Source organism: Thermoleptolyngbya oregonensis NK1-22 (assembly GCF_032705245.1).
In the GTDB taxonomy this organism is placed as follows: Bacteria; Cyanobacteriota; Cyanobacteriia; order Elainellales; family Elainellaceae; genus Thermoleptolyngbya; species Thermoleptolyngbya sichuanensis.
This window is the reverse complement of record NZ_CP053540.1, coordinates 2322194-2342520: the sequence shown is the minus strand read 5'-3', so window position 1 is coordinate 2342520 and position 20327 is coordinate 2322194. Positions and strand designations below refer to the sequence as shown.

The following is a 20327-nucleotide window of genomic DNA, read 5'->3' as shown; positions in this document are numbered from 1 at the left end:
TAAGCTTTGGCTGCTACCCTTTGGCAACAGATGCCGCCTCCCGACCAGAGCGATCGCCTCTCAGAAAAGCACCTCAGACCCAGCATCGAACCCGCAACCTAATCACAGACTCATCAGGTGAATAACCTTTGGAAGACACGCCTGGGAGACAGGCAACACGAAGCACTTCATACGCTCCGATACTCACCACCCAGAAGTCCTTTGCTCAATCTGAATATTAAAAAATGTAACACTTATGAGAGATGCTGTCACGCCCCTATATCAGCGAATTGGGAGCATATCCAGAAACATTAGACCCAACATTACCGAGATTTTCCCGATATGAATGCATCCTGTACAACAAAACCAGTGTGATCAGAGTCAGCATCGGTCACCTCCGCAAGTAGCTCGTTCGTAACGTTTTTTTAATAATTCAGCCCAAGTCCTAATCGCTGACAGAATACGAACTGTAGAAACGCGAACTGTAGAAAGCTGGCTTAGACAACTGGATATGCGACGCACACAGCAATCTATCGACTCTGGGTATCATGCTATGCACCTGCACCAGCCTCTCCCGCCTGCATAAGCCAGTCATTCGGGCAGCGCTTCCGACTGAGATACCTCAATTTACAAGACTTGCGTTGATCACTGCCTGTGCCTAAGGGGCCGGTTTACACGCTTCCTGCTCTACAGAAAGCAGGAAGTTGGCTAAAGATGTGATCAAAAAATGCAAAAACCCCGACACTGCTTAATCCTGAGAAGCAGCATCGGGGACTGACAAAGCCATGAACTCGAAAGGTAAGCTGAGCAATTCAGCGAGCAATGCTGAACCCTAAGCAGAGCGTCCAATCTCTCGCGAGGGACTGGCTGGCTCCGCGCCCAGCATCGACTCTTTCAGGAGTTTCAGCCCTTTCTTAACGCGACGGGATACAGTAACCGCGCTAATGCCCAAGCGCTCGGCTGTCTCCTTTTGCGTCAAGTCATAGAGGAAGACAGCTTCTAAAACCTCGCGGGTTCGCTTTTCAAGCTGATACAGGGCTTGTTGAAGCCGGATCTGGTCTTCCTGAGCAAGCTGGAAACTGCGGTATTGCGAATCGGGCAGCATTTCACCCAGCGTCGCGCCCTCTTCTTCTTCACGCATAGGCGCGTCGAGGCTGAGAGGCAGGCGATTGCGGTAGGCGAGTTTGATTTCTTGCCACTCGTCGAGCGAGACTCCCAAAGCAGAGGCAAGTTCAGCATCGGTTGGGGGACGATGAAGCTCTGCCTGGAGGGTGCGCGTAACGGTTGCAGCTTGGTGCTGAAGCGCCTGCCAGCGACGAGGAATCCGAACAGAAGACCCCTTATCGCGCAGATAGTGCTGAATTTCGCCACGAATGTAGGGAATGGCGAAGGAGCTAAAGGCATGACCTTTGCTCATGTCAAACCGCTCGATAGCACGGATCAGTCCTAGGCTTCCCACTTGGAGCAGGTCATCATAGCTTTCGGTGCATTGATTGACCCAGTGATGCGCTTCTTTGCGAACCAAACCAAAATTGAGTTGCACCAATTGATTGCGGATTTCGGCAGTTGGAGAGGTTTGATAATCTCGCAGGAGTTGTAAACTTTCGGTCTTAAGTTCTGTAGAAATGGGTGTAGACATGACGAGATTCAGGTAGATGGGGTTAGCCGAGAGACCGTAACCTAGATGCATCCCTACGAAAGGCACAAGGGTATCAAACTGAGAAGTTGAAACTCAAGTTACCTGGCTTACTTGACTCAATGACTTACTTAAATTCGGCAGGTTAGCAGAGGCTTAAACAGCCGCTTGCAGGTTGTGAAACCAGGCTAGTGAGCGCAAAAACGCTCTTGCTTGTTAACTGGAGCCTATCTGCTGCTTAGAGCCTGGTTACTACCTGCAAACATTTGGAGCAGCGAATTTAGAGCAGTGAGCTAACGTATGAAGTCAGAGGTTTCAGCCGTCCTAAGTTTCTGACAACGAACTCTAATCACTAAAGCTCCAGTAACGTTGTTTGATAGTAATAAATCTGCCGCTTGACGAGGCCCCAGAAAATTTCTGAACTCAAGGTATTTGGTTTAGGGCAACGCCTACAACGGCATTTTTACGGAACCTGAAAGAAGCGTCGAAAAACCTGAATCGCCCCATTAGATGAAGATCGGGATAGATCCTCTAAAAGTTTGAGACGGCTTGATGAATGAATTAGGAGGAAAGAATCAGACGCGAGTCTGTGGAATTCACTGATGAGCAGTTTACATTTTAAGATGAAAGCTTGCAATATTATGGAGCAATATCATGAGAAAGCGTTAAGCGCGATCGCCCCTCGGCGGAGCAGTGAACTGGATATCGCCTTTAAGACAAGGAGGGCGATCGCCCTTCAAAAACAGCGTTTAACTGGTCCTAGACAGAGCTGACAGGTGGTTTCCAGTAGACCTTTTAGCTCCTAACTTTGAGGATTACATGGTGTGAAAACTGTGATTCTCTCTGGCTCCAGACTTTACAAAAGCGTGATTCCAAACTGCACTTCTTAAAGTTTTAGTAAAGTTCAGCTTTATGGAAACCTCATAAATTTAGCCCCAAAATTTAGCCCCAAAATTTAGCTCAAAAACTGCGCCCAAACATGAAAAGACCCGCCAGCGCCTTGCCAGCAGGTCTTTTCGTTTCAAAATCTAGAGGGGCTGATGGATTAAAATCTGTAGCCAGTCACTCTTAAGGATCTTGAGGACTACGCAGCGGGTTCAATCCGAGCGTAGAACAGCCCCTGAATACGAACATCCAGAGGTTCCTTGCCGCCCATGTCAGTATCTGAAGGCTGCTCACTTAGGAAAGTTCCAGCGATCTCGCCCGTTGCGGCATTGATCTTGGCAATCTGGAAGGAGATATTGCCACGACCCGTCTTAAACGCCTTTTTATTTTCGCGCTGAAGTTCATCGCTGTCGGCCTGAGCGGGCAGCGCAACCGCATTATCGTAGCCCGCCGTTAGGCCGCGACCTTTGGGATCGAGGAAGTTAGACGTGCGGTAGGAGGGCACCTTAAACTCGCCCTCGAAGTCCGTGGAGGCGGAGATGCTGTCTAATCCAGGCTGAGTTGTGGCAACCAAGTCCTTGATGGTGAACAGGAAAGGGACTTCCTCTCCACCGGGCAGCAGCACAGTGATGGGCTGGAAATCAAAGCCTTCTTCTTCGATGAAGGTGAGGCTACGATCGGGGTTGACCTTTAGCGTGCCTCGCACCTGGTCGAGGCTAGAGGTATAGCGTGTCAACGGTCTGCCAGCCACAAATTCTGCCTCTTGGCGTTTGTTTGCTGGCTCTGTCTTCACAGCGTAGTTGGTCGGTTCCAGGCACAGATCGACGATTTTGTAAGTCTCACTGGGGTCAATCGGAATGGAACCCCGCTTGATGGTGTCAAGGGTAGGGCATTTGTTAGCTAGACCAGTGCCTCGGATTTGCTCATAGGTGAGCGGGCCGCTGGCGGCGGTAGGGGTGCCGCTGCTACAGGCAGTGAGAAACCCCATACAGAGCGCAATCAGCGCGACAATTAGAGCGCGATACCTCATGGTCAACCTCGATATCTCAATCTTGATATGGCTTGGTGGTGGATGAATTCTAGTGGATGAATTCGTAGGTCTGTTGGGTCGAATGTTTGATCGAACAAGATTAGTCGAACAAATCTAACAGATTGTGTCTGATACTCTAATGTTGAATTTTACAAGACCTTGTGCGCTTGTTTCTGGAACAGACCGACTTCGTAAGACTTCAGGGCGAGACTTTAGAGTAAATCCTGGCTTTGGCGTAGATGATAAGGGACGTGAATTGTGTAGAAATGTATAGAAAATTGCATGGAACAAGCGTTTCATAGGTGTTGCAGAGTTCTTTTGTAATTCTTTCGCAAATTCTTTTGCAGTTGTTTCTCAGCAGTTGTTTCTCAGTTGTGTGGAGCGTGGAGCGGCATGAACGAGCAGGATAATGGAGGCGATCGCCCATCTCATCCAGATCTGGCAAGTTTGGAGCAAGCGCTCCAGCCTCAGGAGACACTTCAGCGCCATCTAGAGGCGATCGCCCAACAGGTGCAGGAAATCGCCAAAGCGTCTGAAGGCGACGGCGTTGCGCTGTTGCGGCTATTGCGCCTGCTAGAAAAGCTGCACCAAGAAATCCGCGACACGATGTTTCAAGAAACGCTGCCCAAAAATCGCCATTCGCTCTATGCCCTGCTGCGCGATATGGAGGCCGAGGGGGGCTGGCCCTATATCAGTCGCATGAAGCTGCGATCGCTCTTGCGACACCTGCTAGATGAGCCGCCCACCGAATCACCCAACCCGCTGAACCCGATCGCTGACCCAGAAGACTTTCCGCGCCGATAGACGAGCAAGATCGCAAGGGCAGGATTTTCCGGGTCTGAGCGGCCAGCTTTAAACCCTCAGCAACGACTTTCAAAACACGGCTTAAAATGAGTAGAAAGGTTCTACTTGGGAAAAGGCTCCATGATTCCTACCGTTATTGAACAATCGGGTCGCGGCGAACGCGCCTTTGACATCTATTCGCGTCTGCTGCGGGAGCGCATCATTTTTCTAGGCCAGCCTGTCGATTCTGACGTTGCCAACCTGATCGTGGCGCAAATGCTGTTTCTAGAAGCCGAAGATCCCGAAAAGGACATCTACCTCTACATCAACTCTCCGGGCGGCTCTGTCACCGCTGGCATGGGCATTTTTGACACGATGAACCATGTACGCCCGGATGTTTGCACGATTTGTGTTGGGCTAGCCGCCAGCATGGGCGCATTTCTTCTGAGCGCTGGCGCTAAGGGCAAGCGGATGAGCCTGCCGCACTCGCGGATTATGATTCACCAACCCCTCGGCGGTGCCCAGGGTCAGGCTACGGACATCGAGATTCAGGCAAAAGAAATCCTCTACCACAAACAAAATCTCAACCGCTGGCTGGCAAAGCACACAGGACAGCCCCTAGAGCGCATTGAGCGCGATACCGAGCGCGACTTTTTCATGTCTGCTAAGGAAGCGATGGACTACGGCTTGATTGATCAGGTGATCGATAAGCATTCGGTCGGCAGCCGCCCGACGGTGGTCAGCGCCAATTAGGGCTTTGTGGGGGCTTTATGGGAGCCTTGGGGAGGCTTTCGGCAGCCCCCTCGAAAGATCGGCGATTTTGGATTGTAGGGTCTGGATTTTGGGCGCTGCCAAAAGCTCTCATCCAAAGTCGTCAATCTAACTATCCAAAATCGTCAATCTAAGATCCAAAGTCTAAAATCGGCGCAAAACTTAGGGTCAGCCCCAATCCTGATGCTCTGGCGAAGTAGAGAGCGCAATTCGCTGGTGTAGGGCTGCCGCGTTGCGCTCCAGGTCGGCTGCGAGGATGTCGAGCTGGTCGAGTTGGGATTGATAGTCGGTGAGTTCGCGTTTGGCGGCGACTTTTCGCTCCAACGCAGCACGGGCGGCGGGTTCTTTGCCCTGCTTGAGGGCCAGTTCTGCGACCCGATGCCAGGTGTCCATATCTTTCTGGGCTGCCTGCATTTGTCGCTGGAGCTGGTCGCGGGCGATCGCCATATTCCGTCGCGCCTGGTCAAACTGTTGCAGCGCCATTGCAGGGTCGTTCGCCAGCACTGCGTCTTCCATCATGCGGCGAGAACTGCGGGGGTTGAGCATGGCGGCATCGAGTCCAAAGGTTGCAAGCTGTTCGCTGACGCTGCGGCCTGTTTTGCACCAGGTCGCAAAGTGTTCGCAATTGTTTTCGAGCAAGCTATAGCGCTGTTCACCCAGCCGACTCTCGGCCCGTTCAATCACGATATCGGGCAAATAGCAAACGGTGTATTGCTTGACAAACACCCGGTTGCCCCAGGAAAACGCCGAAAACTCTGTCTGGCGAATTGTCGGCGGCTCGGTAGCTTTGCTGTAGTGAATGACGCTGCCATCACCGCAGTCGATGCCGTGGTGTTCATACACACCGTCCATGCCAGCGAGCGGTCGCATGACGTAGATTTGGTCGCCTCGGGCCATGTTCAAGGGGTAAAGCGTTGGGATCGGGGTTGAGAATCAGGTTTAACGGCGAGTTTCACCTGCACAGGCCAAAGTGCCTATTGGTTTCAGCACCCTGCTTGAGCTGCTGCAAAATTTTATCTTAGGCAAGCGATTGGCAAAACTCTGTTTGCTGCCTCACCTCCGAATCCAAATCCCTTCAGGACTTACGCACTTGCGATAAGCTCTTTGGATTTTGGACAATTTCTCCTGGGCTGCGCCTGCGAAACATTGTCCAACTGCGTAAGTCCTATCCCTTAATTGCGATAGGCGATCTGGAGGCTCTTGACCAGCAGCAGCAGCGAGGCGATCGCCATTAGCCCGCCCCAAAACCAGTAGGGCAACAGCAGGTTTTGAGCGATTTGCCCAGAGTCCGACAGGAGGACTTGCCCGCCGATATTGGCTTGGCGGGTGAACAGATAATCCATCTGGTGATAGGTGCTGACGCACGCCTGCACACCCAGAAATTGGATCGCGAAGACTCGGAGCCAGGGATAGCCGGAAAAGGCGATCGCCAGCACTGCCGCCCCCAACAGCGGCACGGCCACCAGCCCAAAGAGCGATCGCACCCAGATCAGCGCCGACCCAATCAGCATTGCCCCCAAAAACAGAAGCGCATAGCGGGCCATCTGGCGGCTGCGCGATGCCAGAATAAACAGTGCCCCAGCAATCGGCGGCCCCATCGGCCCCGCCGCCGCCACCAGCGCCCGACCCACGGGCCCCAAAAACAAACTGCCGCTGTGAACCGCAAAGCCAGAGCCGTTGGGGAACATCTGCAACTGCTGGAAGTTGCCGCCCAGCAGCATGGCCATGAGTCCATGCCCCATTTCATGAAACCAGGTCGCCAAAATGCTGAAGGGATACAGGATGTAGTTGCCAATGGGCAATTGCCAGAGCAGACTGGTGGCGATCGCCGCTGCGACCAGCCAGGTCAACCCCACTCGGTCAGACTTGGAGTCAGAGCCATCCCACCGTTGCGGGTCATCAAACGGATTGTCTTTGTTCCAGCGATTCGTCATGGCAGGGCTTGAAGGAGGAGTCTTGCAGAACCATGACTCAACTCTAGCGCTTGCCTCCGTGGATTGCCCCCTGTGCCACTCCAGGCATGATTCCAGGCGTAACTCTGGGATATTGGGCATAGCCTACTCGAAACCTTGCAAGGTCAAAACTTGCCAGGTCAAAACTTGCCAGGTCAAAACTTGCCAGGTCACAGTTCAGTCATCAGTTCACAACACCTGAAATCCCTAGAGAGACAGAGAGGGACGCACCAGAAGGCCACTAGCGGCAGCGCCTCCTACTCAAGTTGGTGGATCAGGCAACTGCAAATGGGGCGGCACTGGAATTGCCCCGCCGGGAGTCGGTGGGCGATGGATTTTGGTCGCTGCGTCGGGAGAGTCTGGATCGCCCTCCTGCCGACCGCGGGTAATTTCGGTTGGGGCTTGGGGCAAATCGGAGGCAGGCTGCCCAACCGTGCGATCGCTCACCAATCCGGTCGTGGGTGGGTCATCACCGTTTTCGCTGCCCAGGCGAATCTTGATATTCGGCCCAGAGCGGGCCAGCCGAATCACTGCGCCATCCGTCAGTGGAACTTGCGTAATTCGCTTGCCGTCCAGGTAGGTGCCGTTTGTGCCCAAGTTGACAATTTCCCAATTTGCGCCAACCCGACGCAGCTCTACATGATGGCGAGACACGACAGCGCTGTAGAGAATCACGTTATTATCGGTCGCTCGCCCAATGCGAATCACCGACTCATTTTCAAACTTCCAAACCTGGGCTGGAATCTGCTTGACCGGATGCAGAAGGGATAGGGTAATCACACTCGTGACGCAAAACCTACGGCGAAAGAACAGAGTGGCAAATTTTCAGGAAGAGATGCCTGATGGCAGGGTGACTGAATTTTATGACTGAAATTTGAAACTGAATCTTGGGGCTGATCAAATATTGTGACTGATCCGACAGGCTGCTGGCTGTAGGGTGAAACAACGGCTGGCATCCATCATCCACTCATCCTAAATCCTACGCTGCAATCCTATGCCGTTTTCTTGAGAGCAAATGCAAACTTTATGGTCAAGTCTGGTCAACTTGACTTTCGCGTAGGGGGCAAATCTGGGCAAGACTGCTTCAATCTAGAATAGGCTGGGAACTCTAAGAAGTGCCAATGTGTGCCAATGTTTTGAGGGTCTGCGTCAGGCTGCCGAGGTATTTGAGGTGATTTCCGGTCTGTCCTGTGTTCTTCTGCGTTCTTAAGGTATTTGAGGTGATTTCCGGTCTGTCCTGTGTTCTTCTGCGTTCTTGATAGATCGGTCATTTCGGTCATTGTTGATGCTGGAGGAAAACGTCTGTCATGCCCAACTTACCGGTAAAGCGCATGGTGCTATACAAGCACGGGGTCGGTTTCTTTGAGCGCCTGGGGGCTTTGGGGCCAGAGTCCTCCGTCACCTTGACGTTCAAAAAAGAGGAAATGAACGATATCCTCAAAAGCTTGGCTGCCTTCCCGCAGGGCGATGGGCAGGTGGTGAACGTGTGCTATGAAACGCCGGAAGAGAAGCAAGACGCGCTGAGCAAAGCGCCGCTGGTGTTGAGCGATCGCCAGGCCTGGCTAGATTTAGTGCGATCGCTGCGGGGTTGTCAGGTGCGGCTCCATATCGCTGGCAGCGAAACCGACGGGGCGCAGGAGCGGATCATCAGCGCGTCTGGCTCCGAATTTGTGGTCAGCGGCTGCATGGTGGGGCTAAACCAGATTGCCGAAAAGCCAGAGCAAACTCTAGTCGCCATCATGACCACGGGCAGCGAAGCCGACAGCACGCCTAGCCTGCGGACGTTTCTGCTGTCTCAGGTGCGGGGTCTGGATATTTTGGACGCTCGCAGCGGCGATGATCTGCGCTATGTGTTGGACTTGAGCCAATCCCGCGAGGAACAGCGCAGCGTTACTATTTTTCTCGATCGCCCCAATCAAGATCTGCTGGTTAGCTATGTTGCTCCTAGCCCCACCTGGCGCGTCAGCTATCGCCTCGTCTACACGCCCGATGCACCTGCCGAGGGCAGTGGTGTTGCCGACAACAGCGACAGCGGTCAGCTATTCATCCAGGGCTGGGGCATTGTGGACAACCAGCTCGATGAAGACCTCGAAGATGTCTCCCTGACGCTGATCGCGGGACAGCCCATCAGCTTTATCTACGACCTCTACACGCCCCGCTTTGTCGATCGCCCCACAGTGGAAGATGAAGCACGCACGGTGGCGGGCCCCGTCAGCTTTGAAGAAGGTCGCCTAAATCCGCATTTACATACCGATGTGGCATCTGTGTCGCGCAGCTTACTCGATGGCGTTTCCAACTTCTACGACTCTAATTTAGATGCAAAGCTAGCGGCTTCAGGCATGGGCAGCAGTCGGTTCAAATCTGCCCGCCGCGACCTGGCCCAGGCAACTCAGGTTCAGGCAACGGGCGTGGCGCGGGGCGAGTTGTTTCAGTACGACGTGGGCATTCCGGTCACGATCAAGCGGGGACAGAGCGCGATGGTGCCGATTTTGGGCGCAACGCTAGCCAGCCGCAAACAGCACTGGTTCAACGCTGAAAAATTGCCAGGCCATCCAGTGGTGACCATCGTTGCAACCAACACGACTGGGCTGACGCTGGAGCGCGGCCCGGCGACGGTGCTGGAGGCAGAGAACTACGTGGGGGAAGCGGTGCTGAGCTTTACGCCTGCGGAGGGCGAGTTTTTTGTGCCCTACGCCGTGGATTTGGGCGTGCAGATTTTGCGGGAAGACGAGTCACGCCTGGAAACGGCGGCGATCGCCCTTGGAAAAGGCGACTACCTCGTTCATGACCAGTGGGAAACCCGCCAGACCGTCTACCGCATCGACAACCGCAACACCTATCCCATCATTTTGGTAATTGAGCAGCGCATTCTCAGCGGCTACGAGTTGTTTGAGACGATGGAGCCGATGGAGCAGACTACGGAGTTTCAGCGCTGGAAGCTGGCGATCGCCCCCCGACAGCAGAGCGAGTTTCGCGTGCAGCAGCGCCGAAAAATTTCTCGGCACGAACAAATCCTTAACCTGAATTACCAAACCCTCCAGGCATACCTGCACAACAAATTTATTGACGACAGCCTGTTCCAGTCGTTGCGCGACATCCTAGACCTGCATCGGCAGATTGCCCAAACTCAGCAGAAAATCCAGAAGTTTGCCGAAAGGCGCGATCGCCTCTCCGACGAGCAGGAAGGCATTGCCAAAAAATTGCAGCCCTTGAAAAACAGCGGCAGCGAAAATGACCTGCGCGAGAAGCTGGCAGCCAAAATGAGCCACCTAGAAGACGAGCGCGATCGCCTCCAAGCCAGCATCGTCGCCCAAGAGCAAACGCAGGACAGCCTGAATCAGCAGCTTCAGCAATTGCTTCAGGAGTTGCACTAGACTGGCGCTTGATCCAGCGTCAGGTCTAGTGCTGAACCCTGAGCAAATTCATGGGCCGCAAATTCATGGGCCGCAAATTCATGAGCAAAGTCATTGCCTGCTCAGGAAAGCTGAAACAGGAACGTCATGCGATCGCCCTTGCCCAGCGAGATGCGATCGCCCGGCCGCAGGCGGTGGCGGTTGCCCATCGGCAGCGGCATGTTGTTCACGTAGGTTCCATTGGAACTGCCCACATCTTCCAGGTAATAGGCATCGCCCTCCACTCGGATATCAGCGTGAACCCGCGACACAATTTCTGAACTGGGAAACCCGGACACGTCAATATCCGGCGGAATTCGGTCGTTGGGCTTGCCAATGTGAACGACAGGTAGCGCTTGGGGTAGCTCTACAACCTGATTGGTCTGCACATGCAGCAAGCTGGCCCGCTGCGTCTGGAGTTGGGTCGGCCCCAAGGAAGCGGTCGGACTAGCTACTGGCGGCGCTGCGACGGGCGGCGTGACAGGCGACGGCGGCGCAACGGGCGGCGTGACAGGTGGTGGCGGCGGTGGCGGAAGTTCAGAAATGGGCGAAACGCCCGAAGTTGCAGACGAGTCCGGTGTTGCTGCAATCGGCGGCGTAATTGGCAATGGATCGGGTGGAACCAAGGGTTCTACCGCTGGCAAATCAGGAATTGCAAAGTCAGGCGCGACCGTTGGCGTGGACACCTCTAGCCCCTCTGCCGCCGCCGCCCGCAGGTTAAACCCACACTGTCCACAAAAGCTGGCATCGGACTGAACCGAAGCCCCACAGTTGGGACAGCTCATCATGGTGGGCAGCGGCGTGTAGCAGGCTTCACACTGCACTGCGCCATCGGGATTTTGATGGTTGCAATTCGGACAAACAATCATAAATAGACCGCTCCCCTTACCGTGGGTCTTAGCTCCAGTGAATGAACAGGGCATCTGCACGAGGCAGGCTGGGCACGTCTGAGCCGGGAACAGGCTTAACCTGGCACGGTTTGACCTGCAATTTCAGCGTGTCATTTCAGCGTGTCATTTCAGCCTGAATCAGCCTACAAATAGCTTGCCCCATTAATGACTCTACAAGCGCACTGGTGCATTTCCCGCCTATTTCTAGAAATGTTCTGCCTCGGTAGCAGCCCAGACCCGTCGCCCAACCGTTTCACCCCTGGCTAACGATGCTGATTAACCAAAGAATCGCTTATATTAAAAAAGCTCAATTGAAGCTAATTGCCTACTTCAAAATCCGCCAGACCTGAGCCAATCTACGCTCAGGGCAGCCCAAGAGCGGCGGGTTCTCTAGATACCTGCTTGAGGAGGTCAGTCGTTTGTCGTTTTCCAGTGATGACTTTGCCAAAGCCCTAGAACAGCACGACTATGCGTTTCAGAAGGGACAAATCGTGCGGGGCAAGGCCTACAGCTATGAATCGGACGGAGCCTATGTCGATATTGGCGGCAAGTCCGCTGCGTTTTTGCCGCTAGAGGAAGCGTCTTTGCGGCGCATCAGCAATGTGTCGGAAGTGCTGCCGCTGCAAGAGGAGCGCGAGTTTCTCATTGTGCGGGAGCAGGATGCTGATGGCCAGGTGACGCTATCGCTGCGCCAGCTCGAACTGCGCCAGATCTGGAGCCAGTTCGCCGAAATGCAGGAGGAAAACAAAACGATCCAGGTGCGGGTGAACGGGTTTAACAAAGGCGGCGTGACGGTGGATGCGATGGGGCTGCGGGGCTTTATTCCGCGATCGCACCTGAGCGAGCGAGAGAACCTGGAGTCTCTGATTGGCAAGTCTATGACAGTGGCCTTTATCGAGGTGAATCCCACCACCAAGAAGCTGGTGCTGTCGCAGCGGCTAGCCGCACAAGCTGCCAGCTTTAGCCAGATTGTGGAAGGTCAACTGATCAGCGGTAAGGTGTCGGGTATCAAGCCCTTTGGCGTGTTTGTGGATTTTGACGGCGCGACGGGGCTGCTCCACATCAACCAGATCAGCAAGAACTACATCTCGTCCCTTGGCGACCTGTTTCAGCTAGGGCAACCCGTCCGGGCGCTCGTGAATGAGGTGGATGAAGTCAAGCGGCGGATTTCGCTGTCTACCAAGCCGTTGGAAAACTATCCTGGTGAGATGCTGGAAAACATGGCGGCGGTGATGGCCGAGGCCGAGGCTCGTGCCCAAAAGCTTCAGCAGTCGGCAGCCAGCGCGATCGCCCCTAAAGATGCAGAGAGAAGTGCAGAAACAGACGCAGAAAGCAGCGTCGAACTGGCTGAAGAAGCCCCAGAAGCCCCAGAAGCCCCAGAAGCCTTAGACGAGCCTGCTGCATCGGACGACTCAGCCACAGACGAAGCGGCTGAGTAACTTGGGTCGGGGTTTTGCGGGCGATCGCCCCCATGACTCCTGAAACGCGGGCTAAACTCGAAGCGGAACGGGGCCAGCAGGCGATTCTTATCCTCTCGCTTGCCAGCCCCGTCGCCGTTCTGTTGTTGTGACCAGTCAGTGAACCTGAATTCAGTGTGGCTCAAGCTTGGGTATAAGTCATCACACTGTCTAGGCTTTTTACGGAAACTATGTTTTTGCCCCTGGGCGATCGCACATTCCGCAAGGCTTCAGCAGAGCGCGTTTGCCCTTTTTCCATAAATCAACGGATTTGCTTTTGTGAGAGCGCGTTCAACCCGGTTTGCGTGAATCGGGATGTGCGTGGAATTCTGAGGTGTGTTGCCGGAGGGGGGCGATCGCCGCCAAGCCCAAAGTGCGTGTTTACAACCAGATGAATATTTTTTTGGTATAAAAAGAGACCCAAAAATGTTGATTTTTGAGAACCTCACGGGTCAATTTTCCTGGCTGAGGCATCGTCTGTGGCGGATCTGCTTACCTAAAGGTAAATATTCCTTAAAGCACTTGCCCGATCCCGCCGACCCGGCTCTTGTCTACAGAATACCCTTCTGAAGAAATTTCCCAGAGAAATTTCCCAGAGAAACTTCCCAGAGAAACTTCCCGACAGACAATTCCGCAACGCAGCTTAAACAGGCGCTAGGCTAGTATTGACTACACGACTGCTCTATCCCGTTGCCGCAAAGCTTGCCCATGACTGCCCCGACGGAAACCGACCTCGCCACCCAGAACGGAGCCACCCAGACTGGACTGAACGCCGCCGCTGCCCCTGGGCGATCGCCCGCTGTGGATGTGCAGACGGATGACGTTGCCGATCTGGATGTAGAAATGTCCCTGTTCGACCATTTGGAAGAACTGCGGATGCGGATTTTCTACGCCCTCATCGCGATCGTGGTGGGTGTCATCCTCTGCTTCTTCTTTGTCAATCCCATCGTGCAGCTTTTGGAAGTGCCCGCGCAGGGGGTGAAGTTTCTTCAGCTTTCGCCAGGGGAATATTTCTTCGTGTCGCTGAAAGTCGCAGGCTACAGCGGCTTGCTGGTTGCCAGCCCGTTTGTGCTGTACCAGATTATTCAATTCGTGCTGCCGGGGCTGACTCGCAAAGAGCGACGCATCATTGGCCCCATCGTTCTTGGCTCCAGTTTCCTATTCGTCGGCGGGCTGGTGTTTGCCTATGTGGCGCTGATTCCCGCAGCCCTAAACTTTTTTATCAGCTATGGCGCGGACGTTGTGGAACAGCTTTGGTCCATCGACCGCTACTTTGAGTTTGTGCTGCTGCTCTTGTTTAGCACTGGGCTGGCATTCCAGATTCCAGTCATTCAAGTCCTCCTGGGGCTTTTGGGACTCGTCACCTCTGGGCAAATGCTGTCGGGCTGGCGGTATGTGGTGCTGGGCGGCGCGGTGCTGGGCGCAGTCCTCACGCCTTCTACCGATCCGGTGACGCAGAGCTTGCTGGCGGGCGCAGTGCTAGGGCTTTACTTTGGCGGCACGGGCATGGTGAAGCTGTTGGGCCGATAGCGACCGGGTTCATGCCCCAGGGATAATTTTTGACCGTCAGACCATCCACTCCGAAGCGCGATCGCCCAAATCGATGGGATAGCTGACTGCCTTTCCCAGGCGCGGTCTCTCTGTGGTCTGCTCAATAAACTGCTGGACTCGCTCAGCGCTGCCCAGCGCGGTGAGATAACTGGCGACATCGTTGAGATGCTCCAGGTATTCGTCTTCCGTCATGGGAAACGACACCTGCTCCAAATATTTCCACATCACCTGAAACAACACCTTTCCCTGCACCTTCCGTAGCTGCACGTCGAAGGAGCGGCTCCATTTGGTCAGTAATAGCTGATGCAGTTCCTCGCCAGTCATAGGGGCTAGGGGATTAGGGTTTAAGAATTCAGGGGTCAGCTCAGGTTGGGCTATCAGGCTGGGCTGTCGGGTTGGGCTGCTCGATTTATTTTAGGAGATCTGAAGTTTTACGTTTCGTTACGATACGGCTGTTCAGAGGGGCTATCTGCGGTTTCTGGTGCGGTCAGCGCTATAGAATACTTCATAGAAAACTGTAAACCATTGCCGAACAAGGACTGCTGCCAAGGATGGAGGCCTTGCACCGGACAGGGTTTTACCCAACGTTACTTCTCTAAACTCACCGTTCATAATCATGACTCAAGCTTCTGGAACGCCTGATGTGCCCGATTTGGGCCGGCGGCAGTTTATGAATCTTCTTACTTTTGGGGCAGCCACGGGCACGGTGCTGGGCATGTTGTATCCCGTCGTGCGGTACTTTATTCCCCCCTCCAGTGGCGGTGCAGGCGGCGGCGTGACGGCCAAAGATGCCCTGGGCAACGATGTGGTGTTGAAAGACTTTTTGGCTACCCATGCTGTGGGTGAGCGCGTGTTGGCGCAAGGGCTAAAGGGCGACCCGACCTATTTGGTGGTAGAAGACGCTGGGGCGATCGCCAGCTACGGCATCAACGCGGTTTGTACCCACCTGGGCTGCGTTGTTCCCTGGAATGCCAGCGAAAATAAATTTATTTGCCCCTGCCACGGCTCTCAATATGACGCGACGGGTAAGGTGGTGCGCGGGCCGGCTCCGCTGTCGCTAGCGCTGGTGCATACCGAGATCACCGAAGACGGCAAGATTGCCATGACCCCCTGGACGGAAACCGACTTCCGCACGGGCGATGCGCCTTGGTGGACTTAGGGATTTGCCCTGCCTGATTCTGACCTGCCCCATTTTTGGGTTTAACGTTGGGCGATCGCCCATTTCTGCCGAACCTTTTTCTAAACCGAACACGCACTCTAAAAATGAACTTCAAGGTTTGCTCATTTCCCTCTCGTCGCCGGAGTATAACTGCTCTGGTTCGGGGGCTGATGGTGGCGGTGCTGACGCTAGCGGCGCTGGTGTCGAGCGATGCCCTGCTGCCTCAGTCCGCTGCTGCCTATCCCTTCTGGGCACAGCAAAACTACGCCAATCCTCGCGAAGCCACGGGTCGCATCGTCTGTGCCAACTGCCACCTGGCCGCCAAGCCCGCCGAAATCGAGGTGCCCCAGGCTGTGCTGCCGGATTCTGTGTTTAAGGCCGTGGTGAAAATTCCCTACGATCACTCGGTGCAGCAGGTACAGGCGGACGGCTCTAAGGGGCCGCTGAATGTGGGGGCAGTGCTAATACTGCCGGAGGGCTTCACCATTGCGCCAGAAGACCGTATTCCTGAAGAAATGAAGGAAGAGGTCGGTCCCAGCTACCTGTTCCAGCCCTACGCCGATGACAAACAAAATTTCGTGCTGGTGGGGCCGCTACCGGGCGACCAGTATGAGGAAATCGTTTTCCCGGTGCTGTCGCCTGACCCCGCCACGAACAAGAGCGTTGCCTTTGGCAAATACTCGGTTCACCTGGGCGCAAACCGGGGTCGTGGACAAATCTATCCCACGGGTGAAAAGAGCAACAACGCCGTTTACAATGCCTCAGCGGCGGGTGTGATTACGGCGATCGCCAAAGCAGACGACGGCAGCGCCGAAGTCAAGATCCGCACCGAAGACGGTACGACCGTGGTGGACAAAATTCCCGCTGGCCCAGAGCTAATCGTTTCTGAAGGCGAAGAAGTCGCCAGTGGTGCTGCACTGACCAACAACCCCAACGTCGGCGGTTTTGGTCAAAAAGACACCGAAATCGTGCTGCAAAGCCCGAACCGCATTAAAGGTCTGATTGCATTCCTAGCGGCCATTACGCTGACTCAAATCCTGCTGGTGCTGAAGAAGAAGCAGGTCGAGCGCGTCCAGGCTGCCGAAATGACCTTCTAAAGGCTGCGTTCATCGCAGGTTGATAGGTACAAGGGTGTTCCATTGGAGCGCCCTTTTTTGGGCACTAAATGCGATGTGCAACTTGCAATCTGCCCTTTGCCTTTTGGGGTGCGCCGAAGGCTTCAAGCGCTTTCCAGTGTAGGGCAGAACCTCCAAGCCAATTCCTCCGCTCTTCTTCTTAGATTAGAGAAGGCGTGAGCGTTGCAAGCTATTTGCTATTCGACTCTATCTACACCAAAAGAGCCAGAGAGAATCGAGTCTCTCTGGCTCTTTGAATCTCAGCCCATCTGCGAACACCCAAGATGGAATTCAGCGTGGGGTATGCCTTAAAGGAGTATCACTCCGGGCGCTTAGGAAGCGGGTGTGTCGCTCCCAAACCACTTCACAATCAGCTTTTCCAACTCGCCGTTGGATTTCATCTCGGAAATGACGGGGTCAAACTGGCCAAGCAGTTCAGACCCTTTGGGGAAGGCGATCGCCGAACCCGCTTCTCCCTCGTTGGGGAGGACATTCATTTCCAGGTCGGGGTTGGCGGCCATGTAGCCCTTGGCAACTGTGTCTTCCATCAAAATGGCATCAATCCGTCCGGCCTTTAGCTCCTGAATCATCTCATTGATCCGGTTCAACGCCTTGACGTTTGCGCCCTGAAACTCCTTGGCGGCTTGCTCTTGAATCGAACCCAACTGCACGCCTAAGGTCTTGCCGCTCAGACTTGCAGCACTCGTCAGACCTGAGCCAGATTTCGACACGATCGCATTTTTGGCTTCGTAATAAATCTGGGAAAAATCGACGTTTTGCTTCCGCTCTTCCGTCGGGGTCATGCCCGCCATCACAAAATCAGCCCGCTTAGATTGCAGAGTTGGAATCAGCGCATTGAAGTCAATGTTGTCAATCTTGAGGCCATAACCCAGCTTGCTGGTGATGTACTTGGCGATATCGACATCAAAGCCAACAATTTCCTGGCTACCGCTCGACGTGTCGATAAACTCGTAGGGGGGATAGTCGGCAGAGGTGGCCATGGTCAATGTTCTGCCAGCGTCGCCGCCCGCTGTGGGGGCGCTGGAGTTACAGGCAGTCACCAGTGTAATCGTCAACAGGGCCGTCAAAAAGGCCGTGAACAAGAACTTGAGTCGCTTCATAATCAAAGTCTCTAGAAGAACTAAAACCAACCCGTGCAAACGTTGCAGTCTAAAACTCGTAATCTTTTCACTGCTCGCGTAATGCCTGCTACACAACCGTTTTTGAGCTTGAGAGATAAACCGTTTTTACGACGATTCAGGTATAGTGGCATTTTCCGAGTTGGGTCGGTATCTCGAAATACCAAACCGAGTAGCCTTGCCTGCAATTAGGCTGGCCAGTTAGCTATTGTGCCACTTAAATTCAAGGTTGTGGAGCTTGCGTCTTCTAAAAGCTGCTTTCTGGGTGTTTTAGCGGTTGAGTTTTGGCGGCAATTCTGGCGCTGTTTCTGCAATTCGCTCTGCCACCCGCAGTTTGGCTGAGCGGGCGCGGGGATTGGCGGATAACTCTGCATCGGTCGGCTGGACTGGCTTTTTGGTGATGACGCGCAGGGCGGGTGCGGCTCTAAAAGTGTGTTTGACTAGCCGATCTTCTAGACTGTGGAAACTGATGATGACTAATCTTCCAGTCGGCATCAGCCAGGCGGGCGACCTATTGAGAAATGTTTCTAAAACGTTGAGTTCGTCGTTGACGGCGATGCGGAGGGACTGGAAGACGCGAGTGGCAGGGTGAATGCGCCCGTGTCGATAGGCAGGGGGAACGCTGCGGGCGATCGCCTCTGCCAGTTCTGTCGTCGTCTCAAACGGGCGCTGTTCCACAATACGGCGGGCAATCCGGCGCGACAGCCGTTCCTCGCCGTAGCGGTAAAACAGGTTGGCTAGCTCAACCTCATCCCAGGTGTTAATGATGTCGGCGGCGGTGAGGGGCTGATGGCGGTTCATCCGCATGTCCAGCGGGGCCGCATGGCGAAAGCTAAAGCCGCGATCGCCCTGGTCGAACTGTACCGAACTCACGCCCAGATCCGCCAGGATGCCGTCGAATCTGATCGCGCCCGGATCGTAAGCCGAAAAGTTGGTGTGACAAACCGAGACGCGATCGCCAAATTCTGCCAGGTTAGCCCGAATCGCGGCGATCGCCTGCTCGTCTTGATCCAGGGCCACAAGCTGCGTGTCGGGCGCTGCTTCAAGGATCAGCCGACTGTGGCCGCCGCCGCCAGCCGTTGCGTCCAGATAGCGTCCGCCAGGTTTGACCGCCAACCCCGCCAGCACCTCCGCGCCCAGCACGGGAATATGGTGAAAGGCGGGTTCAGACGTGATGTGTGGAGGGGCGATCGCCCCGCTAGTTGGGTCTGCGGCTAAACGGTCTGCCGCTAGGGAATCGCTATGCAAACCCTCCCCGTCCGCCTCATCCGGCGGTGGGCCAGTAGCCATCTATCCACCCTCCATCCGATGGCTCACTGCACCACACGCCCCGGCGTGTCTACTGCGTCGATGCAGGTGGCCAGGGCCCGGTCGGTGGTCAGGGTGCTGCCGTTTTTGATGCCCACTACGCAGTTAGCAAACTCGTTGGGCAGCAGGCTGCGGCGACAGTGGCTCAACACGCTCGACAGGTTGGCCGTCTCATCATCTCCCACGATTTGGTTGAAACATTGCGCCAGGTCTTCGGGACGACGAACGCTGCGGCAAGCACCTAGCACATCGCTGACCACCAGCGTCTCGCCACCGCCAATGCCCGCCACGCAGCGCGACACTTCTCGCGGGTGAAACGCGCTGGCGCAGGCCGTCGCTGCAACTGCCTCCGCTGCCCCCCGACCGATCAAATCCGCAGTACATTCTTCATAGTCGGACGTTCTGACGCGACGATAGCGATAGCTGGCCAGCGCGGATGATGTGGGCAACCCCAGGACAAGTAATCCCGCCGTCGTCAGCACCAGGGCAGACACACGAGCAAGGGGCGATCGCAGTGCAGAATGTGGCATAACAAAACCCGTGAAAGAGACCGTGGAGAATGCGTCAAACGCCCCAATTCTACGACAACTTCCGTCCGCCCGCTGCGCCAACTGTTTTATTTGATGAACATCTAAAAAGAAGTTGCCAAGAACCTGTGCCAACTGCCCCAAAACGCGCTACAACTCTCCAGATCTGCCTACTTCCAGGTTGGGGGCTGCATCGAAGCCGCATCGAAGCCTTTCTGAAATCTCTCTGAATCTGAACCTCGCTGAAAATGCCGTGCCCCGGTTCCTTGCCCCTTCGTGCTGATTTGCTACCCTCGCCCATTGAATCCATCTCCCATGCAACCTTTGGAACAACTTCTGGAACAGGTCAACCAGCAGCGTGTGAAACACATCATCAAGCTCTACGCGCTCGATAGCGAAGAGACTCAAGACGTTTATACTTGCCTGGACGCTTTGTTTCGCCGCTATCCGCCACCACTGATCGAATTGGCGCTAGTGGAAACACTGGTGGATTGCTGGGCTGCTGTGCCCCTGCCCAAAGGACTGCCATTTATCAGCCAAGTGCGCGATCGCCTCCGCCAGTGGGAAACCCAACGAGAGACAGAGCCGCTACTCAGCACCCTCACGCCCCAGCAGTTTCACCACATCACCGGACTGGACCCTGCGCCGATCTTTGGGCCGGGGCTGGTTGATGCTGGGGGCGATCGCCCTGCCGATCATTAAGAGCGCATAAAAATGCTTAAAGCCGAATAAATCAGCAAAAGCGTGGATAAA

17 protein-coding genes and 1 pseudogene are annotated in these 20327 nt (G+C 54.7%); 8 read left to right on the top strand and 10 right to left on the bottom strand.

From position 1 onward, the window contains the following. Positions 1-811 precede the first annotated feature (811 nt). Together HNI00_RS10160 and psbO are read right to left on the bottom strand one after the other, a co-directional pair. Positions 812-1618, bottom strand: coding sequence for an RNA polymerase sigma factor SigF (locus tag HNI00_RS10160; RefSeq protein WP_297076000.1), 807 nt, complete (start codon positions 1616-1618; stop codon positions 812-814). A gap of 1081 nt (positions 1619-2699) precedes the next feature. Beyond that, positions 2700-3530, bottom strand: a complete 831-nt coding sequence (psbO, locus tag HNI00_RS10155) for a photosystem II manganese-stabilizing polypeptide (protein WP_316792964.1) — start codon at positions 3528-3530, stop codon at positions 2700-2702. A 393-nt stretch (positions 3531-3923) separates the two neighbouring features. Between psbO and HNI00_RS10150 the strand changes: the two genes are divergently transcribed. Beyond that, the gene (locus tag HNI00_RS10150; RefSeq protein WP_316792962.1) at positions 3924-4334 is read left to right on the top strand and encodes a hypothetical protein; all 411 of its coding nucleotides are present in this window, start codon (positions 3924-3926) and stop codon (positions 4332-4334) included. A gap of 120 nt (positions 4335-4454) precedes the next feature. Further along, complete coding sequence (gene clpP, locus HNI00_RS10145; RefSeq protein ID WP_172354183.1) at positions 4455-5066, top strand: ATP-dependent Clp endopeptidase proteolytic subunit ClpP; 612 nt, start codon at positions 4455-4457, stop codon at positions 5064-5066. 186 nt (positions 5067-5252) lie between these two features. Here clpP and HNI00_RS10140 read toward each other — a convergent pair whose 3' ends face one another. The 3 genes from HNI00_RS10140 to HNI00_RS10130 all read right to left on the bottom strand — a co-directional run bounded on the left by HNI00_RS10140 (position 5253) and on the right by HNI00_RS10130 (position 7816). Beyond that, the gene (locus tag HNI00_RS10140) at positions 5253-5981 is read right to left on the bottom strand and encodes a lecithin retinol acyltransferase family protein (protein WP_316792960.1); all 729 of its coding nucleotides are present in this window, start codon (positions 5979-5981) and stop codon (positions 5253-5255) included. 275 nt (positions 5982-6256) lie between these two features. Continuing rightward, positions 6257-7018, bottom strand: coding sequence for a M50 family metallopeptidase (locus tag HNI00_RS10135; RefSeq protein WP_316792958.1), 762 nt, complete (start codon positions 7016-7018; stop codon positions 6257-6259). Positions 7019-7297: 279 nt separating this feature from the next. Further along, the gene (locus tag HNI00_RS10130; RefSeq protein ID WP_205370599.1) at positions 7298-7816 is read right to left on the bottom strand and encodes an FHA domain-containing protein; all 519 of its coding nucleotides are present in this window, start codon (positions 7814-7816) and stop codon (positions 7298-7300) included. A gap of 527 nt (positions 7817-8343) precedes the next feature. Here HNI00_RS10130 and HNI00_RS10125 point away from each other — a divergent pair. Beyond that, positions 8344-10410 carry a hypothetical protein gene (locus HNI00_RS10125; RefSeq protein WP_316792956.1) on the top strand — a complete coding sequence of 689 codons (2067 nt, stop codon included), beginning with the start codon at positions 8344-8346 and terminating at the stop codon, positions 10408-10410. A gap of 101 nt (positions 10411-10511) precedes the next feature. Here HNI00_RS10125 and HNI00_RS10120 read toward each other — a convergent pair whose 3' ends face one another. Next, entirely contained in the window at positions 10512-11297 is a 786-nt protein-coding gene (locus tag HNI00_RS10120; RefSeq protein WP_316792954.1) for an FHA domain-containing protein, read from the bottom strand. Positions 11298-11716: 419 nt separating this feature from the next. Between HNI00_RS10120 and HNI00_RS10115 the strand changes: the two are divergent. Beyond that, a pseudogene (locus HNI00_RS10115) lies at positions 11717-12592 on the top strand (S1 RNA-binding domain-containing protein); the annotation flags it as partial. Between the two features lie 891 nt (positions 12593-13483). Next, positions 13484-14305 carry a twin-arginine translocase subunit TatC gene (gene tatC, locus HNI00_RS10110; protein ID WP_316792950.1) on the top strand — a complete coding sequence of 274 codons (822 nt, stop codon included), beginning with the start codon at positions 13484-13486 and terminating at the stop codon, positions 14303-14305. Positions 14306-14341: 36 nt separating this feature from the next. Here the strand turns inward: tatC and HNI00_RS10105 are convergent, their stop codons facing one another. Continuing rightward, entirely contained in the window at positions 14342-14650 is a 309-nt protein-coding gene (locus HNI00_RS10105; RefSeq protein ID WP_316792948.1) for a DUF3067 family protein, read from the bottom strand. Between the two features lie 292 nt (positions 14651-14942). Here HNI00_RS10105 and petC point away from each other — a divergent pair, with 292 nt between their 5' ends. Together petC and petA are read left to right on the top strand one after the other, a co-directional pair. Then, positions 14943-15485: a cytochrome b6-f complex iron-sulfur subunit gene (petC, locus tag HNI00_RS10100; protein ID WP_172354175.1), complete on the top strand. Its 543-nt coding sequence runs from the start codon at positions 14943-14945 to the stop codon at positions 15483-15485. 104 nt (positions 15486-15589) lie between these two features. Further along, positions 15590-16582: a cytochrome f gene (petA, locus tag HNI00_RS10095; protein WP_316793417.1), complete on the top strand. Its 993-nt coding sequence runs from the start codon at positions 15590-15592 to the stop codon at positions 16580-16582. A gap of 350 nt (positions 16583-16932) precedes the next feature. Here petA and HNI00_RS10090 read toward each other — a convergent pair whose 3' ends face one another. The 3 genes from HNI00_RS10090 to HNI00_RS10080 form a co-directional block, all read right to left on the bottom strand. Further along, positions 16933-17721, bottom strand: coding sequence for a transporter substrate-binding domain-containing protein (locus tag HNI00_RS10090; protein WP_172354173.1), 789 nt, complete (start codon positions 17719-17721; stop codon positions 16933-16935). Positions 17722-18009: 288 nt separating this feature from the next. Further along, entirely contained in the window at positions 18010-19029 is a 1020-nt protein-coding gene (rsmH, locus tag HNI00_RS10085) for a 16S rRNA (cytosine(1402)-N(4))-methyltransferase RsmH (RefSeq protein ID WP_316792944.1), read from the bottom strand. A gap of 23 nt (positions 19030-19052) precedes the next feature. After that, entirely contained in the window at positions 19053-19577 is a 525-nt protein-coding gene (locus tag HNI00_RS10080; protein ID WP_316792942.1) for a hypothetical protein, read from the bottom strand. A 312-nt stretch (positions 19578-19889) separates the two neighbouring features. Between HNI00_RS10080 and HNI00_RS10075 the strand changes: the two genes are divergently transcribed. Next, positions 19890-20276, top strand: a complete 387-nt coding sequence (locus tag HNI00_RS10075; protein WP_316792940.1) for a hypothetical protein — start codon at positions 19890-19892, stop codon at positions 20274-20276. Positions 20277-20327: the final 51 nt, after the last annotated feature.